The following is a 22,594-nucleotide window of genomic DNA, read 5'->3' on the forward strand; positions in this document are numbered from 1 at the left end:
GTGTTAGGCCTGCCGCCAGCGTTCAATCTGAGCCATGATCAAACTCTTCAATTTAAGATTTTGTCGGCTCAATGAATACTGACTTCAAAACTCATCCTTACTCAARAGTAAGAAGTAATTTTAAAGCTATTATCGTTCCAACAGAACGATAATGAATTGACTGTGCCAAGACTAAGTTCTTTTACAAGAAAGTAATCTCGATTGGTCACTCAGTTCATTGAAAACCTAATTTGATACCGAGGTATCTAATTTGATTATCATCAACGAGTGCCCACACAGATTGATAGGTTTATATTGTTAAAGAGCTTGTTTCAAAGCTTCCCTTGAAACGGACGGTCATTTTAGCGAGATAAGTTTTCGTGTCAACCACTTTTTTTAACTTATTTTGCTAAGCTTCTTAGAAGCTTGTGACCTTCTGACTCGTTGGGGATTTCGTTGTCCTTTCCCGTGTCAGCGAGGGGGCATTATAGAGATCGAAATCACATTGGCAATACCCAAAAACCAGTTTTTTCGCTTTTTTTGTTTGTGTGGTTAGTTTTTGTGCTTTGGCGCTGTAAATTACCGCAATAACTCGCCAAAATAGCTTTGTTCCATAGATTTAGAGACTGATATGACTTCAATTCGTAGTTACAAGGGCATTACCCCACAGCTGGATGACTCTGTCTATATAGATAAAACCAGTGTGATTGTTGGCGATGTTCGATTTGGCAAAGATGCCAGTGTATGGCCACTCGTGTCCGCGCGCGGTGATGTTAACCATATAGAGATTGGCGAGCGCACCAATATCCAAGACAACAGCGTGTTACACGTTACCCATAAAAACGCTGACAACCCCGAAGGTTATCCTCTACTAATAGGTAATGATGTCACCATTGGCCATAAGGTGATGCTTCACGGGTGCATCATAAGAGATCGCGTTCTTGTCGGCATGGGTAGTATTGTGCTTGATGGCGCCACTATTGAATCTGATGTGATGATTGGCGCGGGTTCCTTAGTGCCACCAAACAAGGTACTGGAAAGTGGTTATCTGTATGTGGGCAGTCCGGTAAAACAGGCTCGTCCTCTTACCGAAAAAGAAAGAGCCTTTTTACTTCGCTCCGCCAATAACTATGTGCAGAATAAAAATGACTACATGCAATATGTGCACGTCATTCGCTAGTTAATCATCGGTTAGTTAACAATAACGCGACCCTGTTCATCGAAAGCCTCATCCTCTATGAGGCTTTCTGCTATTTCTTCAAGATCAAAACGAACAGCCTCAAAGCACTCGAATGCCAGCTCCTTAGTAACGACATTTAAATCATTTAGCCTAGCAAGTTTCTCCAACCCAACAAGACACACAATCAACATCCCTGCTTGCTGCGCGTGAAACTCAACCACGCCTAGCTCTTGGTTCCATTCAAGCTGATCTGAAAACAAAATTGACTGGTTCATGTTATAGGCCTTCTAGATTCTTTCTTAACTCACGTAATATCTGCTTCGTGCCCGGTCTTAGGCCGCGCCATAACATAAAGCTTTCTGCCGCCTGACCCACCAGCATACCTAAACCATCATAGGCCAACCTAGCACCTGACTCTTTCGCCCATTGATTGAAGGTCGTCAAACCCTGTCCATAAGTCATATCATAACTCACAGTGTGGTCAGCAAAGATTGCATCACTGATGTCAGGCAATTGTTTATACAGACTGGTTGAAGCGGAGTTAATCACCACATCATAGGCACGAGAAACGTCACTCATAGGTACCGCATTAATCTGCCCGTAAGGCTTAAATAGCTCAGCAAGCTGCTGCGCTTTCTCAAACGTGCGATTGGTAATGGTAATAGAGGCAGGTTTTTGGTCGAGCAACGGCTTCAGTACACCACGCGCCGCACCACCCGAGCCAATCACTAATATAGAAGCGCCTTCTAGTTGAACTTGATGTTGCAGTAAGTCCTGAACCAAACCCTCACCATCGGTGTTATCACCAATGATTTCGCCATCATCCAGCTTCTTGAGGGTATTAACTGCGCCCGCAAGCTGAGCACGCTCGGTCAGGCGACCCGCAAACTGAAAAGCATCTTCTTTAAAGGGTGCGGTAATGTTGCAACCTTTACCACCCGATTGGAAAAACTCGGTGGCAGCCTGCTTAAACGCATCTGGCTCTGGCTGTTGACTAGCATATTCAAGATTTTGCGAAGTTTGTCTTGCGAAGAGAGTATGGATATACGGTGATTTGCTTTGCGAGATGGGATTACCAAACACCACGTACTGATCGGGCTTGCTCATGTTTATGCCTACTGTCCTTGCTAATGGGTACCGAAATGTATAGTTCGACACTATCACTTCGGCACACATTCGCCAAGTTGAACAAAGGCTGTTGGCTAGGTTACCACTCTCTCAGTTTTAGATAGTCGCTATAGAGGCGCGCTTCTTCGCTTCCCTCTTGTGGCTCATAGCTGTATTCCCAGCGAGCCAATGGCGGCATTGACATAAGAATGGACTCCGTACGACCACCACTTTGCAAGCCAAATAGCGTGCCTCGGTCGTAAACGAGATTGAACTCAACATAACGACCACGACGATAGAGCTGGAAGTTGCGCTCACGCTCACCATATTGCTCAGCTTTGCGCTTTTCGACGATTGGCAGATATGCATCGGTGTAGCCGTTACCCACCGCCTGCATGTAAGCGAACGAGCGTTCAAAGCCCCACTGATTTAAATCATCAAAGAACAAGCCACCAACACCGCGCGTTTCGTTACGGTGTGGTAAGAAGAAATAGTCATCACACCATTTTTTATGCTCTGCATACACCTCATCACCGAATGGCTGACAAACCTGCTTCGCCGTATCATGCCAATGCTGGCAATCCTCTTCATATGGATAGAATGGCGTTAAGTCAAACCCACCACCAAACCACCAAATCGGATCCTCGCCCTCTTTCTCAGCGATAAAGAAACGTACATTGGCATGTGATGTTGGGATATAAGGGTTCTTGGGATGAATCACTAGCGATACCCCCATAGCTTCGAACTTGCGCCCAGCGAGTTCTGGTCTGTGCGCGGTAGCTGATGCCGGCATCTTGTCGCCAAACACATGGGAAAAATTCACCCCGCCTTGCTCAAATACCTGACCATCTTTCATAACGCGGCTGCGGCCACCACCACCTTGCTCACGCTGCCACTCATCCTGTTGAAAGGTCGCGACACCATCTTGTTGTTCGAGTTTTTGGCAGATATCGTCTTGAAGCTGAAGAAGGAACGCTTTTACTTGGTGTTTATCGACTTGCTGCACGGGAACTCCTTAGCCTTGTCGTAGTACTTTAAGGGTGCGAGCGTCGCGGATTTCGCTCGGCTTATTGCGGCCACCCGTCTCGCCTTCAAGGACTGAAGACAAACGAGTACCCAGTTGCTGCTTAACTTCTTCGGTTGTCATGCAAGATGGCATACCTGATAAATTAGCACTAGTGGACGTAATTGGCTTGCCATAGGCCAAACACAATTTTTGCACCAACTCATGATCCGTGACACGCACAGCGATAGTATCAAACGCGCCACTTAGCCAAGGGGAAACACGTGAGCTTGCTGGCATGATCCAGGTATATGGGCCAGGCCAAGTTTGCTGAACACTTTCTAGCTGCTGCTCTGTCAGTTGAGCCTCATCAATATAAGGGCGAAGCTGCTCAAAATTCGCAGCGATCAAAATGAGTCCTTTTTCAACCGGACGTTCTTTGACAGCAAGAAGCTTTTCAATAGCTTGCGCATCGTCTGGATCACAACCCACGCCAAATACTCCTTCCGTTGGATAAGCAATTACTTCACCGGATTGAAGCGCCGCAACTGTGGTTTGAAAATTATCCACCGAGACTTCCTTTTATTAAAAGCTAAACAAATATTTTACATTTCTACGGCACTATGCTTAAAACCCGAGTGAGAATCCAGAAAAAAACACAAAATTCACTCACGCAAACGTTTTCCTTAGAAAAAAATCCTCGTATAATGCGCGCAAATTAGTCCATTTCCACACGCCTTGAAGGAGCTTCGGATGAAAGTCGGCATTATTATGGGTTCAAAATCAGATTGGCCAACCATGAAACTAGCAGCAGAAATGCTGGATCAGTTTGGTGTGGATTATGAAACCAAGGTCGTTTCTGCTCACCGCACACCGCAACTACTCGCTGACTACGCGACTTCTGCGAAAGAACGCGGTATCTCAGTCATCATCGCCGGTGCTGGCGGCGCTGCGCACCTTCCAGGTATGGCGGCAGCGTTCACAAGTGTTCCTGTATTGGGTGTTCCTGTTCAAAGCCGCGCGCTTAAAGGTATGGACTCTCTACTGTCTATCGTACAAATGCCTAAAGGCATCGCGGTGGGCACACTGGCTATCGGTGAAGCAGGCGCCGCGAACGCGGGTATCCTGGCGGCGCAGATCATTGGTGTTCACGACAACGCCGTAATGGAAAAGGTTGAAGCGTTCCGCAGCCAACAAACAGAAACTGTACTTGCTAACCCAGATCCTTCTAAGGACTAATGATGAAACACGTACTGGTTCTTGGAGCAGGCCAACTGGCGCGCATGATGTCACTAGCCGGCGCCCCTCTGAATATCAAAATCTCAGCATTTGATGTGCGCAGTGAGAATATCGTTCACCCACTGACACTTGAAGTGCTAGGTAACGGTTTAGAGCATGCGATTGCGGAAGCTGACGTTATCACGGCTGAGTTCGAACACATTCCACTCGATGTACTCGCAATCTGTGAGAAAAGTGGCAAGTTCCTCCCATCGACAGACGCTATCAAAGCCGGTGGTGATCGCCGCATTGAAAAAGGCCTTCTCGACAGTGCGGGGGTGAAAAACGCCAAATACGCAGTCATCAATACTCGTACAGATTTTGATGCGGCAATTGCGCACGTTGGTCTGCCTATGGTGCTTAAGAGCGCATTGGGTGGCTACGATGGAAAAGGTCAGTGGCGATTAAAAACGCTTGATGATGTCGACGCAATTTGGACAGAAATGGCCGAGTGTATTGCAGAATCAGAAAGCCAAGCGATCGTTGCTGAAGAGTTTGTCCCTTTCCAACGCGAAGTATCACTGGTTGGTGCGCGCAACAAGCAAGGTGAGCTTGCTATCTACCCACTGGCTGAAAACGTGCATACCGATGGCGTACTGACGCTATCAACAGCGATTGATGAACCAGAACTGCAAGCTCAAGCGGCACAAATGTTTACCGCTGTAGCCGAGTCTTTGGACTATGTTGGCGTGCTTGCACTTGAGTTCTTCGATGTGAATGGCCAGCTACTAGTGAATGAGATTGCACCTCGCGTGCACAACTCAGGGCACTGGACACAGCAAGGTGCGGACACTTGTCAGTTTGAAAACCACCTGCGCGCGGTATGTGATATGCCTCTTGGCTCAACACAAGCCATTCGTGCCACGTCTATGGTGAACATTTTAGGCGAAGATACGTTGCCAGAAGCGGTGCATAGCCTGTCTGGCTGCCACGTTCACTGGTATGGCAAAGACAAGCGTGCTGGTCGTAAGATGGGTCACATCAATGTCACGGCCAATGACAAAGCGGCGCTTAAGGCGCAGCTAGTTGCCTTGTCTGAGCTACTTGATGAAGCGGCTTTTCCCGCGCTGAAGCCAGCAGCTGAAGCCCTTTAAGCTGGGCGTAAAGCTTTAAAAAATGGCTCCCAAAGGAGCCATTTTTATTTATTCGGTATCTTGTATTTTATGGCATCGCCTTGAGGCGCACTCGAGTACGGTTCCAGATGCTCGCTTCTTTTCCACCAGCAGCTCAAATCCACAAAACTGACAGTGACCCGCGACAGGAGGGTGATTGACCGCAAACTTGCACTTTGGATACTGATCGCAAGCGTAGAAGGTTTTGCCGAATCGAGATTTTCTCTCTTTGAGTGCCCCTTTGGCACACTCAGGACAAGAGACCAAGGTTTGATCGGTTTGCTCTGGCTCTTCTTGCTTGTTCGGTGATTGAATGAAGTGGCATTCCGGGTAGTTGCTGCACCCAATGAACATTCCAAAGCGTCCTTGGCGCAGCAGCAGCTCAGAGCCACAATCCGGACAGGGTACACCTAGCTCTTTGACGATATGACCATCGTTTTGATGCAATGGTTTAATATAGTCGCAGCTCGGATATTGGTCACACCCTAGAAAAGGGCCATGTTTGCCATTTTTGAGAAGCAGCTTACCAGGTTGGCATTGGGGGCAAGACTCATGATCTAAGGCGTGTTCATGAGCCGAGAAAAGTTGATTGTCGATTTTACCACTCATGGTGTTCTCTTAACGCAAGCAGCCCACTGGGTTGGGCTGGGAGGATTAATGCACCACACCTCTTTCAGCGGTGTAGATAAGCTCTTCCATGAGAGTGTACGCGTTTTCGTTGCCAGGAACATTGAACAATACCATCAAAATGATCCATTTGAGGTCATCGAGTTCAAAATCGTTGGTTTCGAGCCCCATAACACGGTCAATGACCATCTCACGAGTTTCGGTAGTCAAGACGCCGATCTGCTCTAAGAACATCAGCAAGCCTCGGCTTTTAACATCCATACGCGTCATTTCTTGCTGGGTATAGATTCGCGTAGAGGTCGCGGCACTCATCGCAATCGCAGAATGCTCATCGGTGTTTTGCAGCTCAGCAAGATCCTCAAGCCACTCTAGTGCCTTGTAGATATCTTTTTGCTTGAAGCCTGCTCTAAGTAGTTCATCCTCAAGTTCGTCTTGGTCTACCTGCAGATCTGCATCGCTATGCACGTAGGTTTCGAACAGGTACATCAGTATGTCCATCATCATAGCTAGCCTCTCCCCTTAAGAATATAACCACCGTTAACCGCAACAACATGGCCCAGTAACTCGAGCTCTAAAAGCTGTTGCATGACCTCTTGAACAGGAATATGGGTCTTTTGAGCCAAAATATCAACCGGCGTTGCCTCTATTCCTACGTTAGCCAACAGATCTGCATATGGCAATTCTTCTTTATCAATAACTTGGTCGAAAAGTGTTGGTTGTACTTTTTTAGACCAGTTCGATAGAGATTCTATTTCACATAGTACATCTTCCACCTTTTGTACGAGACAGGCACCGGTTCGTATTAATGAATGACACCCCTGATGATAAGCATGACGAATCGAACCTGGCACAGCAAACACCTCACGCCCCTGCTCTGCCGCATACCTTGCTGTAATTAACGAACCACTTTTCTCCGCAGCTTCCACCACAACAACGCCCAACGACAAGCCACTGACAATTCGGTTTCGTCTTGGAAAGTGTTCCGCTCTCGGTTTGATCCAAGGTAAATGCTCACTGACGAGCGCACCTTGCTGAGCGATGCGCTGCGCGAGTGACTTGTGCCTAGCGGGATAAATTGAATCCAGCCCAGCCCCCAACACAGCGATGGTCTTGCCATTTGCCTCAAGCGCTCCTTGATGGGCATGACCGTCGATACCCAGTGCCAATCCACTTGTTACGCAGTAGCCAAAGTTAACGAATTCCGCAGCAAAGCTGCGCGCTGTTTCCAAACCGCCAGAACTGGCGTTTCGGCTGCCAACCATGGCGATTTGCGGCTCTGATAACAACGCCACGTCACCTTGTACAAAAAGTATTGGCGGACAGCCTTTAGATTCTCGTAACAGCGGCGGATAGTCGTCACCTTGCTGAAGAAGGATGTGATTATTCGCATTTTCTCGCCAAGCGAAGGCTCGCTCTGCGAGCTCAACAGACTGCTTACGAATAAAACTGACCTGATTGGGCTTAAGTCCAATTGCTGATAATGTCTGCTCATCTGATTCAACGATATTCCGTGGATCATCCACTGCGAGCAGCTTATAGAAGGTCACAGGACCAATACCTGGACATAACGAAAGTCGCAGCCACGCTAAGGCATTACTGTCATCCATGAAGGCGCCCATTAGCTTTTTGCACGTTTAGAAGGGGAAGCTACCAGCATCTGCTGGGTAATTGGCTCACTTGCCTCGATGATTACCGCAATGCTAAAAAATGGATAACTGCGTATCACCACAAGCTGCCCCACCTCAATCGTCGGCATCGCCAGCGAGGTCTCTTCTTTATTCCCTTCCACTAGCCCAAATTCCCCCTCTGAAAATTGGAAGCCATGAGCTGGTTTCACCAACGCATAACTGCCGCCCTGCTCTACCCGAGACACATAGCCGCGATTAAGCACCACCGCCTGCCCTCTGACGACATAGTTCACCGCATCCATCATTCCCGCGATGCTGAGATTATCAATGGCAGGGCCAGCATGAGGCTGAAAGTGATTGATTTGCTCGGGTGTTTGTATTGCCGAGAGAGGAATGGCGACATCACCCTGCTTAATTTCATGGATAAACCTTTCAATCACAAGGGTCGTCACGCCATCGGCTTGCGACTGACTGCGCGCTTTCGCCACCATTCTGACTTGCTGCATGCTGTATTCTGGCTGCGGCGCAGCAAAGCGCTGGCTAGCGCGGTAGATAGCCCACTCAGTCTCCTCACCTCGGTAATCAATATAGACATCATCTTCAGCGGTCACGTAGTTGAGCCCATCACTTGAGCCAATCACTTTCGGGAATTTTGCCAGCTCACTCTCTAGTACCAAGCCCTCTCTTTGAGTATAGCGAGCTTGGGTTAGGGCATTAATGGCAGCGATAGGGGCTTTGGTGGTCACTTGAATCGTCGGCGACAGTTTTTTCGTCGCTTTACGCACCAAGCGCGGTTGACCGTTAACCCACGTCAGCATCAGTTTGTCACCAGGATAAATAAGGTTAGGATCACCAATGTGTTTGTTTTGGTTCCAAAGCTCAGGCCAACGCCATGGAGAGTGCAAATACAGACTAGAAATGCCCCATAAGGTATCACCCTGCTTTACTTGATAAACAGCAGGGACAGTCTCTTTAATAGTGAGCGGATTATCAGCGAAAGAGGCAAAGCTCAGAGCGAGTGTGGTAACAACAATGTAAACCTTCAATACCAGCACATTTCCCCGCTTCATACACCGCAATCCTTCGCTTTGTTTCAAGGGATGCTGTCATTTAGGTTGGAAAATGTCTAGAATTGAACCAACGAAGTCCAAGCCTATTCGGCACAGTTCAACATTTTGAGTGTATATGTCTGTATTACAAGTATTAACTTTCCCGGATGATCGCCTAAGAACGGTAGCAAAGCCCGTTGAAGCGGTAACGCCGGAAACCCAAAAAATCGTCGATGACATGATTGAAACCATGTATGACGAAGAAGGTATCGGTCTGGCAGCAACCCAAGTTGACGTTCATCAGCGAATTGTTGTGATTGATATTTCAGATACTCGCGACGAGCCTATGGTACTGATCAACCCTGAAATCACGGAAAAACGTGGTGAAGACGGTATCGAAGAAGGTTGCCTTTCTGTTCCTGGCGCTCGCGCATTAGTCTCTCGCGCTGCAGAAGTAACTGTAAAAGCGCTAAACCGCGATGGTGAAGAGTTCACTTTCGATGCGGATGACCTGTTGGCTATCTGTGTTCAACATGAGCTTGACCACCTAGAGGGTAAACTGTTTGTTGATTACCTATCCCCTCTAAAGCGTAAGCGTATTAAAGAAAAGCTTGAGAAAATTAAGCGCTTTAACGCCAAGCAATAAGCCAACGAATAAGAATTTAAGTTAAGAGAGGTCAGTGTGAGCCAATCATTACGTATTGTGTTTGCCGGTACTCCAGACTTCGCCGCCCGTCACTTGGCGGCGTTATTGTCTTCGGAGCATGAGGTTATCGCGGTTTATACTCAGCCAGATCGCCCTGCAGGTCGTGGTAAAAAACTCACAGCAAGTCCTGTAAAGAACATCGCGCTTGAGCATGACATTCCGGTTTATCAACCGGTCAATTTCAAGTCTGACGAGGCAAAGCAAGAGTTAAAAGATCTCAACGCCGACATCATGGTTGTCGTAGCATACGGCCTGTTACTTCCACAAGCTGTGCTGGACACTCCAGAGCTGGGTTGCATCAACGTGCATGGCTCTATCCTGCCTCGTTGGCGTGGTGCAGCACCCATTCAGCGCTCTATCTGGGCGGGTGATGCCGAGACTGGCGTGACCATCATGCAGATGGATATCGGCCTTGATACCGGTGACATGCTAAAAATTGCCACATTGCCAATTGAAGCCACCGATACCAGCACCACCATGTATGACAAGCTTGCCGAATTAGGCCCAGAAGCTCTGGTTGATTGTCTTGGTGATATCGCCGCAGGCAAGGCAAAGCCTGTCAAACAGGACGATGAGCAAGCCAATTACGCCAGCAAGCTGAGCAAAGACGAAGCTAAGATCGATTGGTCACAAGACGCCGCGTTTATCGAGCGCTGTGTGCGTGCCTTTAACCCATGGCCGATGAGTTTCTTCTCTGTTGAAGAGAACAACATCAAGGTTTGGCAATCTCGCGTTGAAGCGAGTGCGACAGAGGCGCCTGCGGGGACTATCCTTAAGGCTGATAAAACAGGAATTTACGTTGCAACGGGTAACGGCACCTTGGTTCTAGAGCAAATCCAGATCCCAGGTAAAAAAGCGATGCCAGTGAGCGATGTACTCAATTCCAAAGCCAGCTGGTTTGAAGTCGGCAGTATCCTAGGTTAGTGATACACACCGCATACGATATTTAGGGCCAGTACTAACCAGTACAGGCCCTAGTTTGTTTTCATAGCAACAAATTTAGGTAACTAACATGAACGTTCGCGCTGTCGCGGCTAATATCCTTTTCCAAGTGGTTGATAAAGGCCAATCGCTCTCGAGTGCACTTCCATTGGGTCAGCAGCAGGTGAAACCTCGCGACCAAGCACTGCTTCAAGAAATCTGTTTTGGTGCACTTCGAATTCTGCCTCGCCTTGAATCTGTCGCATCCGAATTAATGGATAAGCCACTCAAGGGAAAACAGCGCGTATTTCATCATTTGATTTTGGTGGGTCTTTACCAAATCGGTCATATGCGCATTCCGGCTCACGCTGCCGTTGGCGAGACGGTGGAAGCGACCAAAACGCTGAAAGGCCCAAAACTGCGCGGCTTAATCAACGCTGTACTACGAAACTACCAACGCAATCAAGAAGAGTTAGATCAAAAGTCGGTCAGCCACAATGCGGGTAAATACGGTCACCCAAGCTGGCTACTGAAACTACTTCAGCAAAGCTACCCAGAACAGTGGCAAAGTATTGTTGAAGCCAACAACATGAAAGCGCCGATGTGGCTGCGTGTGAACCACCAACACCTACCTCGTGACGATTATCAAGCGCTTCTCAAAAATGAAGGCATAGATTCCACCCCTCACCCAGAAGCACAAGATGCCCTAAAATTGGCCGCTCCTTGTGACGTGACCAAGCTTCCGGGCTTTGAGAAAGGCTGGGTATCGGTTCAAGATGCCGCAGCGCAGCTGTCGATCAATTATTTGCAACCACAAGATGGTGAGCTGATCTTAGACTGTTGTGCAGCGCCAGGTGGTAAAACCGCCCACATTCTTGAGCGCACCAAAGGCAGCCAAGTGGTGGCTATTGATTGTGACGAGACGCGACTAAAGCGTGTCCACGACAACCTGAAACGCCTCAACCTACAGGCGAAAGTCGTGTGTGGTGATGCAAGAACGCCGCAAGAGTGGTGGCAAGGCGGGCAGTTTGACCGTATTTTGTTGGATGCACCGTGTTCTGCGACTGGCGTTATTCGTCGTCACCCTGATATCAAATGGCTACGACGCGCGGATGACATTGAGGCGCTTGCAGAGCTGCAACGCGAGATCTTTGATGCAATGTGGCAGCAGTTGAAAGTCGGCGGCACGCTAGTCTATGCGACATGCTCTATCACGCCGCAAGAAAATAAAGACCAAGTGATTGCGTTCTTGGCTCGCACAGAAAACGCTGAACTGATTGGCTCAGATAAAGAGAACCCTGGACGTCAGATTCTTCCGGGTGAGCATGATATGGATGGCTTCTATTACGCAGTGCTACAAAAGACGCAGTAATCGAGCATTGTGTAGGGAACTTAAAAATCAATAGCATGCTAACTTATTGATGGCTATGCTATTGACGTAACGAGTTTATAAAAAACAAAAGAGCGAAATGTTATGAAAATCATCATTCTTGGAGCTGGTCAAGTTGGTGGCACCCTAGCGGAGAACCTGGTGGGGGAAAACAACGATATCACTATCGTCGACCGCGACAGCGACCGTTTAAGAGAGCTGCAAGATAAGTATGATTTGCGTGTCGTCAATGGCTACGCTTGTCACCCAGATGTGCTAAGAGAAGCGGGCGCGCAAGATGCCGATATGTTGGTCGCCGTAACCAATATGGACGAAACCAACATGGCGGCTTGTCAGGTAGCATTTTCGCTATTCAACACCCCTAACCGTGTCGCGCGTATTCGCTCACGTGAATACTTGATTGAAAAAGAGAGCTTGTTTAACTCTGGTGCAATTCCAGTTGACCACCTGATTGCCCCTGAAGAGCTCGTCACAAGCTATATCGAACGACTGATCCAATATCCTGGCGCGCTGCAAGTTGTCAGTTTTGCCGATGAGCGAGTCAGCCTCGTCGCGGTAAAAGCTTACTACGGCGGCCCGCTAGTGGGTAATGCCCTATCGACTCTGCGTGAGCACATGCCGCACATTGACACCCGCGTAGCAGCGATTTTCCGTCAAGGACGACCTATCCGTCCACAAGGCACCACCATTATCGAAGCCGATGATGAAGTGTTCTTCGTTGCGGCAAGCAACCACATTCGCTCAGTAATGAGTGAACTGCAGCGCCTAGAGAAACCTTATCGCCGCATCATGATTGTGGGTGGGGGTAACATTGGTGCCAGTCTTGCCAAACGCCTAGAGCAAAACTACAGCGTTAAACTGATTGAGCGCAGCTATCAGCGTGCAGAGAAGCTCTCTGAAGAACTAGAAAACACTATTGTCTTCTGTGGTGATGCCGCTGACCAAGAGTTGCTTGCAGAGGAAAACATCGATCAAGTCGATGTATTTATTGCGCTCACCAACGAAGATGAAACCAACATCATGTCGGCGATGCTGGCGAAGAAAATGGGCGCAAAAAAGGTGATGGTACTTATCCAGCGCGGCGCTTATGTTGACCTGGTACAAGGCGGCACCATTGATGTAGCAATCTCACCGCAGCAAGCGACGATTTCAGCTCTACTTACTCACGTTCGTCGTGCAGATATCGTTAACGTGTCTTCACTGCGTCGCGGCGCTGCTGAGGCCATTGAAGCCGTTGCGCATGGTGATGAAACCACATCCAAAGTGGTTGGCAAAGCCATTGGCGAAATCAAACTACCACCAGGTACCACTATTGGCGCGATTGTGCGTGGTGAAGAAGTATTGATTGCCCACGACCGAACCATTATCGAGCAAGATGACCACGTGGTGATGTTCTTGGTTGATAAGAAATACGTGCCTGATGTTGAGGCATTATTCCAGCCGAGCGCGTTCTTCTTGTAAGGCAATTTTATGGTTAACGCCCGTCCGGTCTCGTTCGTTATAGGGTTGGTGCTCTCTAAGCTCGCCCTATTTATGTACGTGCCGACTCTAGTCGCCTTCTTTACTGGTACTGATGGCTTTCTGGACTTTGGTCTTGCTGTCATCATTACTCATATCGCGGCTTTCCTGTGCCTATCCATCGGCCGAACTAAACACTTTAAGCTGGGTGTTCGAGACATGTTCTTGATCACCAGTTTGGTGTGGACCATTGCCAGCGCGTTTGCGGCGCTGCCTTTTGTGTTCATCAACCACATTAGTTTTACCGACGCCTACTTTGAAACCATGTCAGGCATCACCACCACTGGCTCGACCGTGCTCAGTGGACTAGACAACATGGCACCAAGTATCTTGCTATGGCGCTCAATATTACAGTGGCTCGGCGGCATCGGCTTTATTGTGATGGCAGTCGCTGTCTTGCCAATGCTCAACGTCGGCGGGATGCGACTGTTCCAGACCGAGTCTTCTGACTGGTCTGATAAAAGCAGTCCGCGAGCGAAGACCGTCGCGAAAAATATCGTGGTGGTGTATTTAGTGCTAACCGGGCTGTGCTTACTCGGCTATCTTGCTACAGGCATGAATCTATTCGATGCCATTAACCACTCGTTTACCACGTTGTCCACTGGCGGCTACTCCACCTCTGATGGCTCAATGAACCACTTCTCAGAAGGGTCACATTGGGTGGGTACCGTATTTATGTTCTTAGGTGGTTTACCCTTCTTGTTATTTGTGGCCGCACTGTCGAAGCGCGACCCTAGAGTGTTGTTCAATGACGCTCAAGTGCGCGGCTTTGGTTATTTGTTCTTGATAGCCAGTACGGTTGTGGCTCTTTGGTTGTTTTTCGAGGACGGCTATGCCTTAGATGATGCCTTTCGCGTCTCTATGTTCAACATCGTCTCAGTGGTCACGACGACCGGATTTGGCTTGGAAGACTTCACCGCTTGGGGACCACTACCGTCAGTGGTGTTTGCGTTTATGATGATGGTGGGGGCATGTTCCGGTTCAACATCTGGTGGCATTAAAATCTTCCGCTTTCAGATTGCGGTGACCCTGCTGCACAAACAAATGATGAAGCTTATTCACCCTTCTGGTGTATTCGTACAACGTTACAACCAGCGACCAGTGAACGATGACATTGTTCGCTCAGTGGTGGCATTTGGCTTGATGTTCTTTGTCACTATTATCGCCCTTGCTGGGGCACTGAGCGCGATGGGTTTAGACCCTACCACCAGTATCTCTGGTGCGATTACCGCTGTTGCTAATGTGGGACCGGGAATGGGCTCAATCATTGGCCCTACAGGGAACTTCGCTCCGCTGCCCGATGCGGCAAAATGGTTACTGAGTTTAGGTATGTTAATGGGGCGCTTGGAAATCCTCACGCTGATCGTACTGTTCTTCCCTGCATTCTGGCGCCGCTAATTCGCGGCGTTATCTCAGTTACACCGGTGTCACGTACCAATATATGGCAAAAAAGTGACACGCAGCCCCCCCTAACACAAACAGATGCCAGATGGCGTGGTTGAAAGGTATGCGCTTGTTGGCGTAGAACACCACGCCCAGTGTGTAAATTGCCCCGCCGGCAGCTAGTAGAATTAGACCAGAAGGGTCAAGGTGTTTGGCAAGCTGGTAAATTACGATTAGCGATAACCACCCCATCACCAGATAAGTAATCAATGACGCGCGCTTGAAGCGATAGACAAAAAACAGCTTCATGATAATGCCAATTACAGCAAGCGCCCAAATAACCACCATCAATCCAATCGCAAGTGGCGTGCGTAAACTCACCAGCATAAATGGGGTATAGCTACCCGCGATCAGTAAGAAAATAGCGCAGTGATCAAAGGTCTTGAGCCAACGTTTACTGCTGGGGTGCGGAATAGAGTGATACAGGGTAGAGGCGAAGAACAAGGTGATCATGCTGCCGCCATACAGACTCATACTGATTATGGTCATCACATCGGCATCTGCGGCCAGTGAGCGCTGCAGCAGCAATACCAAACCTACGATCGACAGCAGGATACCAATGCCATGGGTAACACTGTTAGCCCACTCTTCACGTGCGCTGTAGTGGGAAGTGATCATCGACATACCCGCATACTCTGATTTTGGTGACAAAATCAGAGTATGCCACAGTCAGCGAACATGTGTTAGCTCAAAGTTAGGTTGTTTGCTCTAGGTAGTCCAGTACTTGCTTGCCCGCTTCTTCACCAGAAAGAGAACTTGGCAAAGTGAGCTCGCGTTTAAGCTGGCCAAGGCCAATCAAACTAGACAACATACCTTTGACCCCTTCTTTATTACGGTCAATCTCGAACCATAACTTAAGTTCATCCTCACTTCGATACGCAATGATCTCTAACTCTCGCCAGCGGCCGTGATAGGGACCTGTGGTCGGCACAAACTCAAACTCTTGAACAAAAGGCATCGCAAAGCCTTTCGCTGCTTCGCATTCCACTTGGCGTATGCGCAGCCCTTGATCTTCAAGCGCGACAAAAATGCCATCAATGAGAGGATCGGGGCGAACGGTCAGCATATCTTTGTCTTTCGGATCCGCTGCCATGGCAATATCGAGGCCGGTCTCTAGCCACACACGTGAATCACCGATTGTCACCGGAGTATTCCAGGGCACATCCAGTTCAACATCGAAGTCACGAGTTTCACCAGGTTCTATAGTAAAGGCATACGGCAGCGTCCAAGATTGCAATTCATAGGTTTTGGAAACTTTCTTTTTTGGCGCCCCGGGATGGTTACTGTTGTCGTTTTGGTTTTGCGCTACCTCGTCGATGTAACGGCAGCAGAGCTTGAGCTTGATGTTGTCTACTGTTTGCGCGGTTTTACCACCATAAACATGAATGGTCACTTTTGCGGTTTCTCCAGGATGCAGAAACTCTTGATACAGAACAGAGTCAACTTTGGCTGCCCCTATTCCAAAACTTGCTAAGGTTTTTTTGAAAAAAGACATACTTAGTTCCCTTTATAACCGAAGACACAGCTAGTGTTGTATCGTAAATCGCGAGAGAAAACAAACGTTACGCGCACAGAGTCAGTGAAGAAAAAATAACCACTTTTTTTATGAGATCTATCGAATATCCAGACGCTTACTGCTATTCTATGCGTGGTGTGCATGCACACCGTTATTCCTGATTACTTATTTGGAGTGGCATCAGTCAAAAAAGAGCGACATTGGGAGTCTATTCAGTGTTTCTCATAGGTGATCAGGCCATGTATTTGGCAACGGAATTGCCTGACTTGTTAGGTTACAACAATATGCGCCCAACACCCGTCAGGTTTTCGTACTCGGCTAACCGTAGTGCGTTAATGCGTCGTCGCAGTGGTTTTGTCGCTGCACCTGTCGCGAAAAAAGTCGCTCCTTCAATGACCCTAGTTGAGCAAGGTGTCCGAATGACATCAACGCCAACAAGCGTTGTTAAGGCAGCTTAATAAAAAGCGCAGTCTGTCTGTAATGCTTGTAAGTTAAGAAGCTAACACCTTTTAGAAGGCCTAGTCGCATAGCGACTGGGCCTTCTTTTTACCGCTCTTGGATAGCTCCTATCTCGCCTTTCTGGCAACGTAAAACTCTCAGCCATATCTAGGATATAGTTCATCACCTCCGGGATTCTTCCAGGTGCGACGGCAGGAAGGAGTTGTAACTGTCCTATTAAGAACAACGAAGCTTGTTTAAAGCCTATCTGGTAAGGCATTACCTTGTTTTGGTCGTAGGCCATTTGGCACATTAAGAACCGAAGTAAGTTATAGGCCAACAGCATCCCCCACAGTTCTTGTTCTATTAGTTCGGGCTTTTTGCTTCTTAGAGTCAGGTTGTTTTGAAGCATATATTGTTTCATCTCTCGATAACCCAACTCTATCTCCCATCGATGTCCATAAAGCTCTGAGATGTCTTTTCCTGGGTAGCGCAAGGGGTCAGTCATCGAGGTTAACAACCGTACCTCCTTACCCTTAATAGTCTTAGTTATCAATCGAGCTTCCAGTGTTTCTGGTGCATCGTGCCACTTTTTCCTAGCTTGAGGGGATAGCTTTAATTCGACCAACTCTTGCCCACGCCCTAACTTGCGAAGCGTTGTGTATTGAGCTCCTTTACGCATTGGAATAAGCCAATGCCTCTCTACCCCTGTTGTCTGCCAACGGTGCAATAGTCCTAGAGCGTAAAAACCTCTATCGAAGATGGTTAGGCTATGGTCGGGAGAGCGCTCAATGAGCTCCGTAGTTAAGTCCACTTCGCTCTTTGATGTAGAGTCGAACGATGCACTATTTAGAAGGTGACTTGTCAGCTCCATATGGCAGACCATTCGGACCTGAGGGTATTCGGACGAGCACTTTTGATTCCGAGTTCGACTGAAGCGCTCATCATTGTCTTTAGTATCAGGGGTTCGCCAGACTACACCGTCGACCGCATGAAGTGTTAAACCATGCCAGTCTGGGTGGGGCGTTTTGTCATTCCATAGTTTCTGCGTTTGAGTAAAGACGGATTTCATGACATCGGAGCCCAGCCTTTGTCTTGCCTGAATTACTGCACTCGGAGCAACAAATGGCTTCTTACCTGGGAGAAGAATATCCAGCTTCGAGACGACCTTCTCCATGGACAAATGGCGATACAGAGACATCCCAACAACACTCCAAACCATCATTTCCATTGGTAACCTTCGTCTGCGAATAGTCGTAATTCCTGTATCTTCCAAACACTGGGAAATGAGTTCTGGAGAAAGCAGATCAGATAAACCCGAAAGTTGCTCTGCAGAGAATTGATGAACTTGGTTAAGAGCCTGTCTTAAAAACATAAAAAAAATCCGAGTGCATTGAATACACTCGGATTTTGACACTTTGAATGGATCGTTCAACCGATCATTTAGTTGTTAACTGATCGGCATTACTCCTTAGGGAGCCGTTGTTTTATTAATGGCTTAGTTTAGCCGAGTCATCATCGAGCGCTGAAATTGCTTAGGCGTCTGTCCAAACTCGTTTTTGAACAAACGAATAAAGTGAGAGATATTGTCATAACCTGTTTCGTAGGCAACATCGGTGACGGACATCGAGGTTAAATAGCGCTTTGCCGCCTTTAAACGCAGTTGAGTTAAATACTGCTTCGGGTTTTGTTCCGTCATCAGCTTGAACTTCTGTGAGAAGCTCGACAGCGATAATCCCACTTCTTCTGCAACCTGAGACAGCGACAATTGCATGCCCTCTTGAGAGTTCATTAATCGTATCGCGCGCTTGATTGGATGTGATTGATTGCCATTGATAATGCTGTGGCAGGCGTTGTTACGAAGAAGCTCAAACACTAACTCTTGGCCTGTTAGGTCAATCAAAAAGTCCATTCCAGTTTCTTGTTCGCGAAGGATCTCTTGCATCCTCCCATGCAGCGCATTAACTCGCTTCTCAATCGGGTTGACGATAAAACCTTGTAAATCGAATGACTGTGAGGTGTCGAACTCCAAATAGTCGGACACTCGTTGCGCGACTTTCTCAATCAGTGGTTCAGTGAACTCATATACCAATGCCTTAGTGTATTCCGGCATCTTCATATGAATGTTGGAATTTGGTGGCAACAATACGAACTCATCGCTCTGATATTTAAACGCTTCTGACTGATTCACTTTTACAGATTTAGCCCCCTCAAGGATGGTGCAAAGGCGAGGGGCTTCGTATGAACGGTATTCGTCGTGAAAGTCTTTAGGGAGGTCGTAATAGAGCAAATTGATTTGACCTGCGCTCAGGGCATACTCTCGCTCTGCGATGCGACTAAAGTTGCTTAACGTGTGCATGAGTGGTGCTTTGCTCCTATTACGGTGTTGAATTCCATAATAGACAGGAGAAAATAGCACAACATTGATCTGTGTTAGTTAATCCCTCGCCATTTATAAAACAAAACTGCAGGCAAACGTTTTACCTGCAGTTTTGAGATATGACTCGAAATTAGCGCTCTAAATGGTCTTATAGAGCGGCGGCTAGAATGCCAATAATCTCGTCATGTGTTGCTTGTTTCGGGTTAGTGAAACCACATGCATCTTTCAGTGCGTTTGCAGCAAGTACGTCGAAGTCGTCGCGCTTAACACCAAGCTCTTCTAGACCTGCTGGAATGCTTACGTCTTTAGATAGCTGACGAATCGCGTCCAAACCCGCGTCTGCGGCTTGCTCATCACTCATACCCGTTGTATCAACACCCATTGCACGAGCAACGTCTGTTAGGCGCGCTGGGGCAACTTGAGCGTTGTATTGCTGAACATGTGGAAGCAGTACTGCGTTACAGACGCCGTGCGGCAGGTCGTAGAAGCCGCCCAATTGGTGTGCGATAGCATGAACATAGCCAAGAGACGCATTGTTAAACGCCATCCCCGCCATAAACTGTGCATACGCCATGTTGTCACGTGCTTCTAGGTTATCACCGTTTGCAACCGCTTCACGCAGGTTGGCCTGAATCATCTCAATGGCTTTTATCGCTGATGCGTCGGTAACCGGTGTTGCTGCGATAGAGACAAAAGCTTCGATAGCGTGGGTCAGCGCATCCATACCCGTTGCAGCCGTAAGTGAAGCTGGTTTTGCTAGCATTAGCTCAGGGTCGTTTACAGAAACAATTGGCGTGACGTTTTTGTCTACGATAGCCATCTTAATGTGACGAGCTTCATCAGTGATTATGCAGAAGCGAGTCATCTCTGATGCTGTACCAGCCGTCGTGTTAATAGCAATTAGAGGCAATTGAGGTTTTATAGATACGTCCACACCTTCGTAGTCTTTGATTTCGCCGCCGTTTGTTGCGAGTAGCGCAATACCCTTTGCACAGTCGTGCGGTGAACCGCCACCGAAAGAGATAACACAATCACAGCCGTGCTCTTTCAGTAGAGCAAGACCATCGTTTACGTTCTCGATAGTTGGGTTTGGCTTAGTTTCGTCATAAACCACAGCAGCAACTTGTGCTTCATCTAGTAGCGTTGTCAGCTTATTCACTGCACCCATTTTGTTTAGAACGCCGTCCGTCACAATTAGTGCCTTTTGAAAACCGTGGCTTTCAATCGTTTTTACTGCGTCAGCTAGGCAACCAGCACCCATTAGGTTCAAAGATGGAATATAGAATGCGTTAGACATGTTCTACCTCGTTTAACTTTCAAAAATTATCAATTTCAAACCTATGAGTAGGTCTTACTATATCTTCTGAACTCAGATTATCAGTGGTCGCAATGGGCAAACTAGCGCTGGTTTTATAGAAATAGTCGATTTTTTAAAAGTGACTGAGGATGTGAAGCTTGTCGACTCGTAAGGCTGCCAGGAAATAGAAAAAGACCTCGATGTGCGAGGTCTTTGAGTCATAGTGCGAGAGAATGTGCTCTAAAAAGGATGATCAACCATGATCCAGAAGTTGGTACTCTCTGGCGATTTTGCTAAATCCGCTCGAACAACCAAACCTGCCATCAAAGCCCGTACTGAGCCGCCGGCATCGTACTTTAGGTCGGTGAGGAGTTCATTGGCGGTATAGGCAGAGCCCACTCGACCGACTTCTACAAAGCCAACAAGCTGAATCCAGTCAACGCGTAAGAAATTGAGCCACGAAACTTCTTTAAGAGGGTTGTAAGCCAAGGTGTAGCGATACTCCGCCGCGCCGTATAACACGGCTTTATCATGGAAACGGTTGTTATCGTAGCCACGTAATCGAGTGAAGCCGCCTAACGTTGCGCCCTCATTGTATGGTGGATTACCGTTAACCACTCGATTTCCTTGCTGATCGGTATTTACTTCCCAAGTTGGAGAAAGACCGGTCCAGAAGTTGAGTGCGATGATACGCTGTGATGCCCAGTCTGACTTTCCGAGCGAAAAATACTTGCTCATATCGAGCTCGTGAAATGACCATTGCTGCTTAGACTCGAACCAGCCCCAGTCATGAGAAGTCGCTACGTATTGACGGCTACCGTATGACGGGTTTGGTGCAAAGTCTGTATTGTCATAGAGAAGACCAAACTCCATGGCATGAATAGTGCCATCAAGCGTGCTAGGGCTAAACTCGAAAGATTGATAGCGGTTAAACTGGCGAGTGACGAAGATGGTCGAGCCACTTTCCATCGGATTCCACTCTTTCCCGCCAGAGGGCTCAGAAACTAACAAGCCATTGCGTATTTTGTAGTCCACACGACCGTCATTTCGGGTTGCACCAATTGGCAGTACATATTCCATTTTGATATCAAACCAGTTGGATGCGCCGTCAGCTTGGAAAAATTGTTGGTTTGAAGAGCCGTTGCTTCCCGGAAGAGGCGATCCAGGTGGATAGGATTCGGGGCCAGTGGTGTATGCTCTTTGTTGAGGGTAATAGCCAAACATGCCATAGGCACTTAAAAATACTCGCTCCGTGCCGGGAATCATATAGTTCCAGACGCCGCCAGCGATGGCGTGGCTAGTATCACCACCAAACACGGTACCACCGATGGTCATTTGGTCTTGGTGAATGCCTTTAATCATTCCGCCGACACCCACGTTCAAGCCCATGGTTTCGGTGCTAAACAGGTAAGGTAAGACCATAGATTCACGGACTCCATCGGGAGTCTCTTGACGGTCAATTCGTGATTTTACGCTCGTTGGCACGGCTGCTTGCGCCAAAGTGGCATTGAGAGAGCATGTCAGCGCCGTAACGAGTCCTAATAGGCGACGATAAGTCATAGATGAGCGACTTCCTTGTAATTATGATTTTTATTTGCCGTTACATAGCCTAGCGTGATTTGTTGCGCGAGAGAATAAATAACCGAGACTTTGGTGGTTTTTTGTTGCTGGTTTTACAAATGTGGATTTTTTGGTGTGCATTTTTAGAAAACCCAAGCGCTAGGCTTAATGCCACTCGCTTAAGAACGAGTGGCATGTTTTTGTTTGTTAGGATATCTGGCAGGCTTTTTTAATACGACTCTAGGGTATGGTTTCCGGTTTCGTTTCTTTGGAAGTATAAGTCGCTTACCATTGTCCCTCAGGGCTTTTAGATTTTTCGGAATCGCCCCAGGACTCCGAGTATCGCTCGCCCAAATCATCTCATCCATTATTAAGAACAACGCATTAATAAAGCTGATCCGTAGTGGTTCAACTTGGTGTTGTTTGGCCATCTCAGCCATCTCTAACCTCACGATGTTATAT

The 22,594-nt window shown here is 47.8% G+C and carries 23 protein-coding genes and 1 pseudogene; 9 read left to right on the top strand and 15 right to left on the bottom strand.

The window, feature by feature from the left end; all coding sequences use genetic code 11:
• Nucleotides 1-610: 610 nt before the first annotated feature.
• Nucleotides 611-1,159 (top strand): gamma carbonic anhydrase family protein, encoded by a 549-nt coding sequence (locus L4C42_RS00205; protein ID WP_353497516.1) that lies wholly within the window; start codon nt 611-613, stop codon nt 1,157-1,159.
• An 11-nt stretch (nt 1,160-1,170) separates the two neighbouring features.
• Here the strand turns inward: L4C42_RS00205 and L4C42_RS00210 are convergent, their stop codons facing one another.
• From L4C42_RS00210 to tsaC, 4 genes are all read right to left on the bottom strand, one after another.
• A complete protein-coding gene (locus L4C42_RS00210) occupies nt 1,171-1,434 on the bottom strand; it encodes a DUF1488 family protein (RefSeq protein ID WP_353497515.1) in 264 nt (87 codons plus the stop codon).
• 1 nt (nt 1,435) lies between these two features.
• Nucleotides 1,436-2,266 carry a shikimate dehydrogenase gene (gene aroE / locus L4C42_RS00215; RefSeq protein ID WP_353497514.1) on the bottom strand — a complete coding sequence of 277 codons (831 nt, stop codon included), beginning with the start codon at nt 2,264-2,266 and terminating at the stop codon, nt 1,436-1,438.
• A gap of 100 nt (nt 2,267-2,366) precedes the next feature.
• Nucleotides 2,367-3,272 carry an oxygen-dependent coproporphyrinogen oxidase gene (gene hemF, locus L4C42_RS00220; RefSeq protein WP_429758851.1) on the bottom strand — a complete coding sequence of 302 codons (906 nt, stop codon included), beginning with the start codon at nt 3,270-3,272 and terminating at the stop codon, nt 2,367-2,369.
• Nucleotides 3,273-3,281: 9 nt separating this feature from the next.
• Nucleotides 3,282-3,839: an L-threonylcarbamoyladenylate synthase type 1 TsaC gene (gene tsaC / locus L4C42_RS00225; RefSeq protein ID WP_353497512.1), complete on the bottom strand. Its 558-nt coding sequence runs from the start codon at nt 3,837-3,839 to the stop codon at nt 3,282-3,284.
• 183 nt (nt 3,840-4,022) lie between these two features.
• On the opposite strand from tsaC, the gene purE reads away from it, so the two are divergent.
• Together purE and L4C42_RS00235 are read left to right on the top strand one after the other, a co-directional pair.
• Entirely contained in the window at nt 4,023-4,508 is a 486-nt protein-coding gene (gene purE / locus L4C42_RS00230; RefSeq protein ID WP_353497511.1) for a 5-(carboxyamino)imidazole ribonucleotide mutase, read from the top strand.
• 2 nt (nt 4,509-4,510) lie between these two features.
• The gene (locus L4C42_RS00235; RefSeq protein ID WP_353498631.1) at nt 4,511-5,641 is read left to right on the top strand and encodes a 5-(carboxyamino)imidazole ribonucleotide synthase; all 1,131 of its coding nucleotides are present in this window, start codon (nt 4,511-4,513) and stop codon (nt 5,639-5,641) included.
• Nucleotides 5,642-5,689: 48 nt separating this feature from the next.
• On the opposite strand, the gene L4C42_RS00240 is transcribed toward L4C42_RS00235, so the two are convergent.
• Genes L4C42_RS00240 through L4C42_RS00255 form a run of 4 tightly spaced genes read right to left on the bottom strand, consistent with a single transcriptional unit; the run spans nt 5,690 to nt 8,984 of the window.
• Entirely contained in the window at nt 5,690-6,268 is a 579-nt protein-coding gene (locus tag L4C42_RS00240) for a DNA topoisomerase family protein (RefSeq protein ID WP_429758854.1), read from the bottom strand.
• Nucleotides 6,269-6,313: 45 nt separating this feature from the next.
• The gene (locus L4C42_RS00245) at nt 6,314-6,790 is read right to left on the bottom strand and encodes a DUF494 family protein (RefSeq protein WP_042502388.1); all 477 of its coding nucleotides are present in this window, start codon (nt 6,788-6,790) and stop codon (nt 6,314-6,316) included.
• 2 nt (nt 6,791-6,792) lie between these two features.
• Nucleotides 6,793-7,893, bottom strand: a complete 1,101-nt coding sequence (gene dprA, locus L4C42_RS00250) for a DNA-processing protein DprA (protein ID WP_353497509.1) — start codon at nt 7,891-7,893, stop codon at nt 6,793-6,795.
• An 11-nt stretch (nt 7,894-7,904) separates the two neighbouring features.
• Nucleotides 7,905-8,984 carry a LysM peptidoglycan-binding domain-containing protein gene (locus L4C42_RS00255; RefSeq protein WP_353497508.1) on the bottom strand — a complete coding sequence of 360 codons (1,080 nt, stop codon included), beginning with the start codon at nt 8,982-8,984 and terminating at the stop codon, nt 7,905-7,907.
• 115 nt (nt 8,985-9,099) lie between these two features.
• Here L4C42_RS00255 and def point away from each other — a divergent pair, with 115 nt between their 5' ends.
• From def to L4C42_RS00280, 5 genes are all read left to right on the top strand, one after another.
• Nucleotides 9,100-9,609: a peptide deformylase gene (gene def / locus L4C42_RS00260; RefSeq protein ID WP_353497507.1), complete on the top strand. Its 510-nt coding sequence runs from the start codon at nt 9,100-9,102 to the stop codon at nt 9,607-9,609.
• A gap of 36 nt (nt 9,610-9,645) precedes the next feature.
• Nucleotides 9,646-10,593, top strand: a complete 948-nt coding sequence (gene fmt, locus L4C42_RS00265) for a methionyl-tRNA formyltransferase (RefSeq protein ID WP_418641820.1) — start codon at nt 9,646-9,648, stop codon at nt 10,591-10,593.
• Nucleotides 10,594-10,681: 88 nt separating this feature from the next.
• Nucleotides 10,682-11,962, top strand: a complete 1,281-nt coding sequence (gene rsmB, locus L4C42_RS00270; protein WP_353497505.1) for a 16S rRNA (cytosine(967)-C(5))-methyltransferase RsmB — start codon at nt 10,682-10,684, stop codon at nt 11,960-11,962.
• Nucleotides 11,963-12,064: 102 nt separating this feature from the next.
• On the top strand, nt 12,065-13,441 hold the full coding sequence (gene trkA / locus L4C42_RS00275) for a Trk system potassium transporter TrkA (protein WP_353497504.1): 1,377 nt from the start codon (nt 12,065-12,067) through the stop codon (nt 13,439-13,441).
• A gap of 9 nt (nt 13,442-13,450) precedes the next feature.
• A complete protein-coding gene (locus L4C42_RS00280) occupies nt 13,451-14,896 on the top strand; it encodes a TrkH family potassium uptake protein (RefSeq protein WP_353497503.1) in 1,446 nt (481 codons plus the stop codon).
• Between the two features lie 18 nt (nt 14,897-14,914).
• On the opposite strand, the gene trhA is transcribed toward L4C42_RS00280, so the two are convergent.
• Both trhA and L4C42_RS00290 read right to left on the bottom strand, forming a co-directional pair.
• Nucleotides 14,915-15,559, bottom strand: coding sequence for a PAQR family membrane homeostasis protein TrhA (trhA, locus tag L4C42_RS00285; protein WP_418642305.1), 645 nt, complete (start codon nt 15,557-15,559; stop codon nt 14,915-14,917).
• Nucleotides 15,560-15,635: 76 nt separating this feature from the next.
• The gene (locus tag L4C42_RS00290) at nt 15,636-16,436 is read right to left on the bottom strand and encodes a sporulation protein (RefSeq protein WP_418641821.1); all 801 of its coding nucleotides are present in this window, start codon (nt 16,434-16,436) and stop codon (nt 15,636-15,638) included.
• 236 nt (nt 16,437-16,672) lie between these two features.
• Between L4C42_RS00290 and L4C42_RS00295 the strand changes: the two genes are divergently transcribed.
• Nucleotides 16,673-16,915 (top strand): hypothetical protein, encoded by a 243-nt coding sequence (locus tag L4C42_RS00295; RefSeq protein ID WP_353498747.1) that lies wholly within the window; start codon nt 16,673-16,675, stop codon nt 16,913-16,915.
• Nucleotides 16,916-16,956: 41 nt separating this feature from the next.
• On the opposite strand, the gene L4C42_RS00300 is transcribed toward L4C42_RS00295, so the two are convergent.
• From L4C42_RS00300 to L4C42_RS00320, 5 genes and pseudogenes are all read right to left on the bottom strand, one after another.
• A complete protein-coding gene (locus L4C42_RS00300; RefSeq protein WP_429758859.1) occupies nt 16,957-18,270 on the bottom strand; it encodes an IS4 family transposase in 1,314 nt (437 codons plus the stop codon).
• A gap of 123 nt (nt 18,271-18,393) precedes the next feature.
• A complete protein-coding gene (locus L4C42_RS00305) occupies nt 18,394-19,254 on the bottom strand; it encodes an AraC family transcriptional regulator (protein WP_353499657.1) in 861 nt (286 codons plus the stop codon).
• 169 nt (nt 19,255-19,423) lie between these two features.
• The gene (gene yiaY, locus L4C42_RS00310; protein ID WP_353499655.1) at nt 19,424-20,572 is read right to left on the bottom strand and encodes an L-threonine dehydrogenase; all 1,149 of its coding nucleotides are present in this window, start codon (nt 20,570-20,572) and stop codon (nt 19,424-19,426) included.
• 240 nt (nt 20,573-20,812) lie between these two features.
• Complete coding sequence (locus L4C42_RS00315) at nt 20,813-22,132, bottom strand: BamA/TamA family outer membrane protein (RefSeq protein ID WP_429758862.1); 1,320 nt, start codon at nt 22,130-22,132, stop codon at nt 20,813-20,815.
• Between the two features lie 179 nt (nt 22,133-22,311).
• A pseudogene (locus L4C42_RS00320) lies at nt 22,312-22,594 on the bottom strand (IS4 family transposase); the annotation flags it as partial.

The organism is Vibrio wakamikoensis (assembly GCF_050337275.1).
GTDB classification, from domain to species: Bacteria; Pseudomonadota; Gammaproteobacteria; order Enterobacterales; family Vibrionaceae; genus Vibrio; species Vibrio chaetopteri.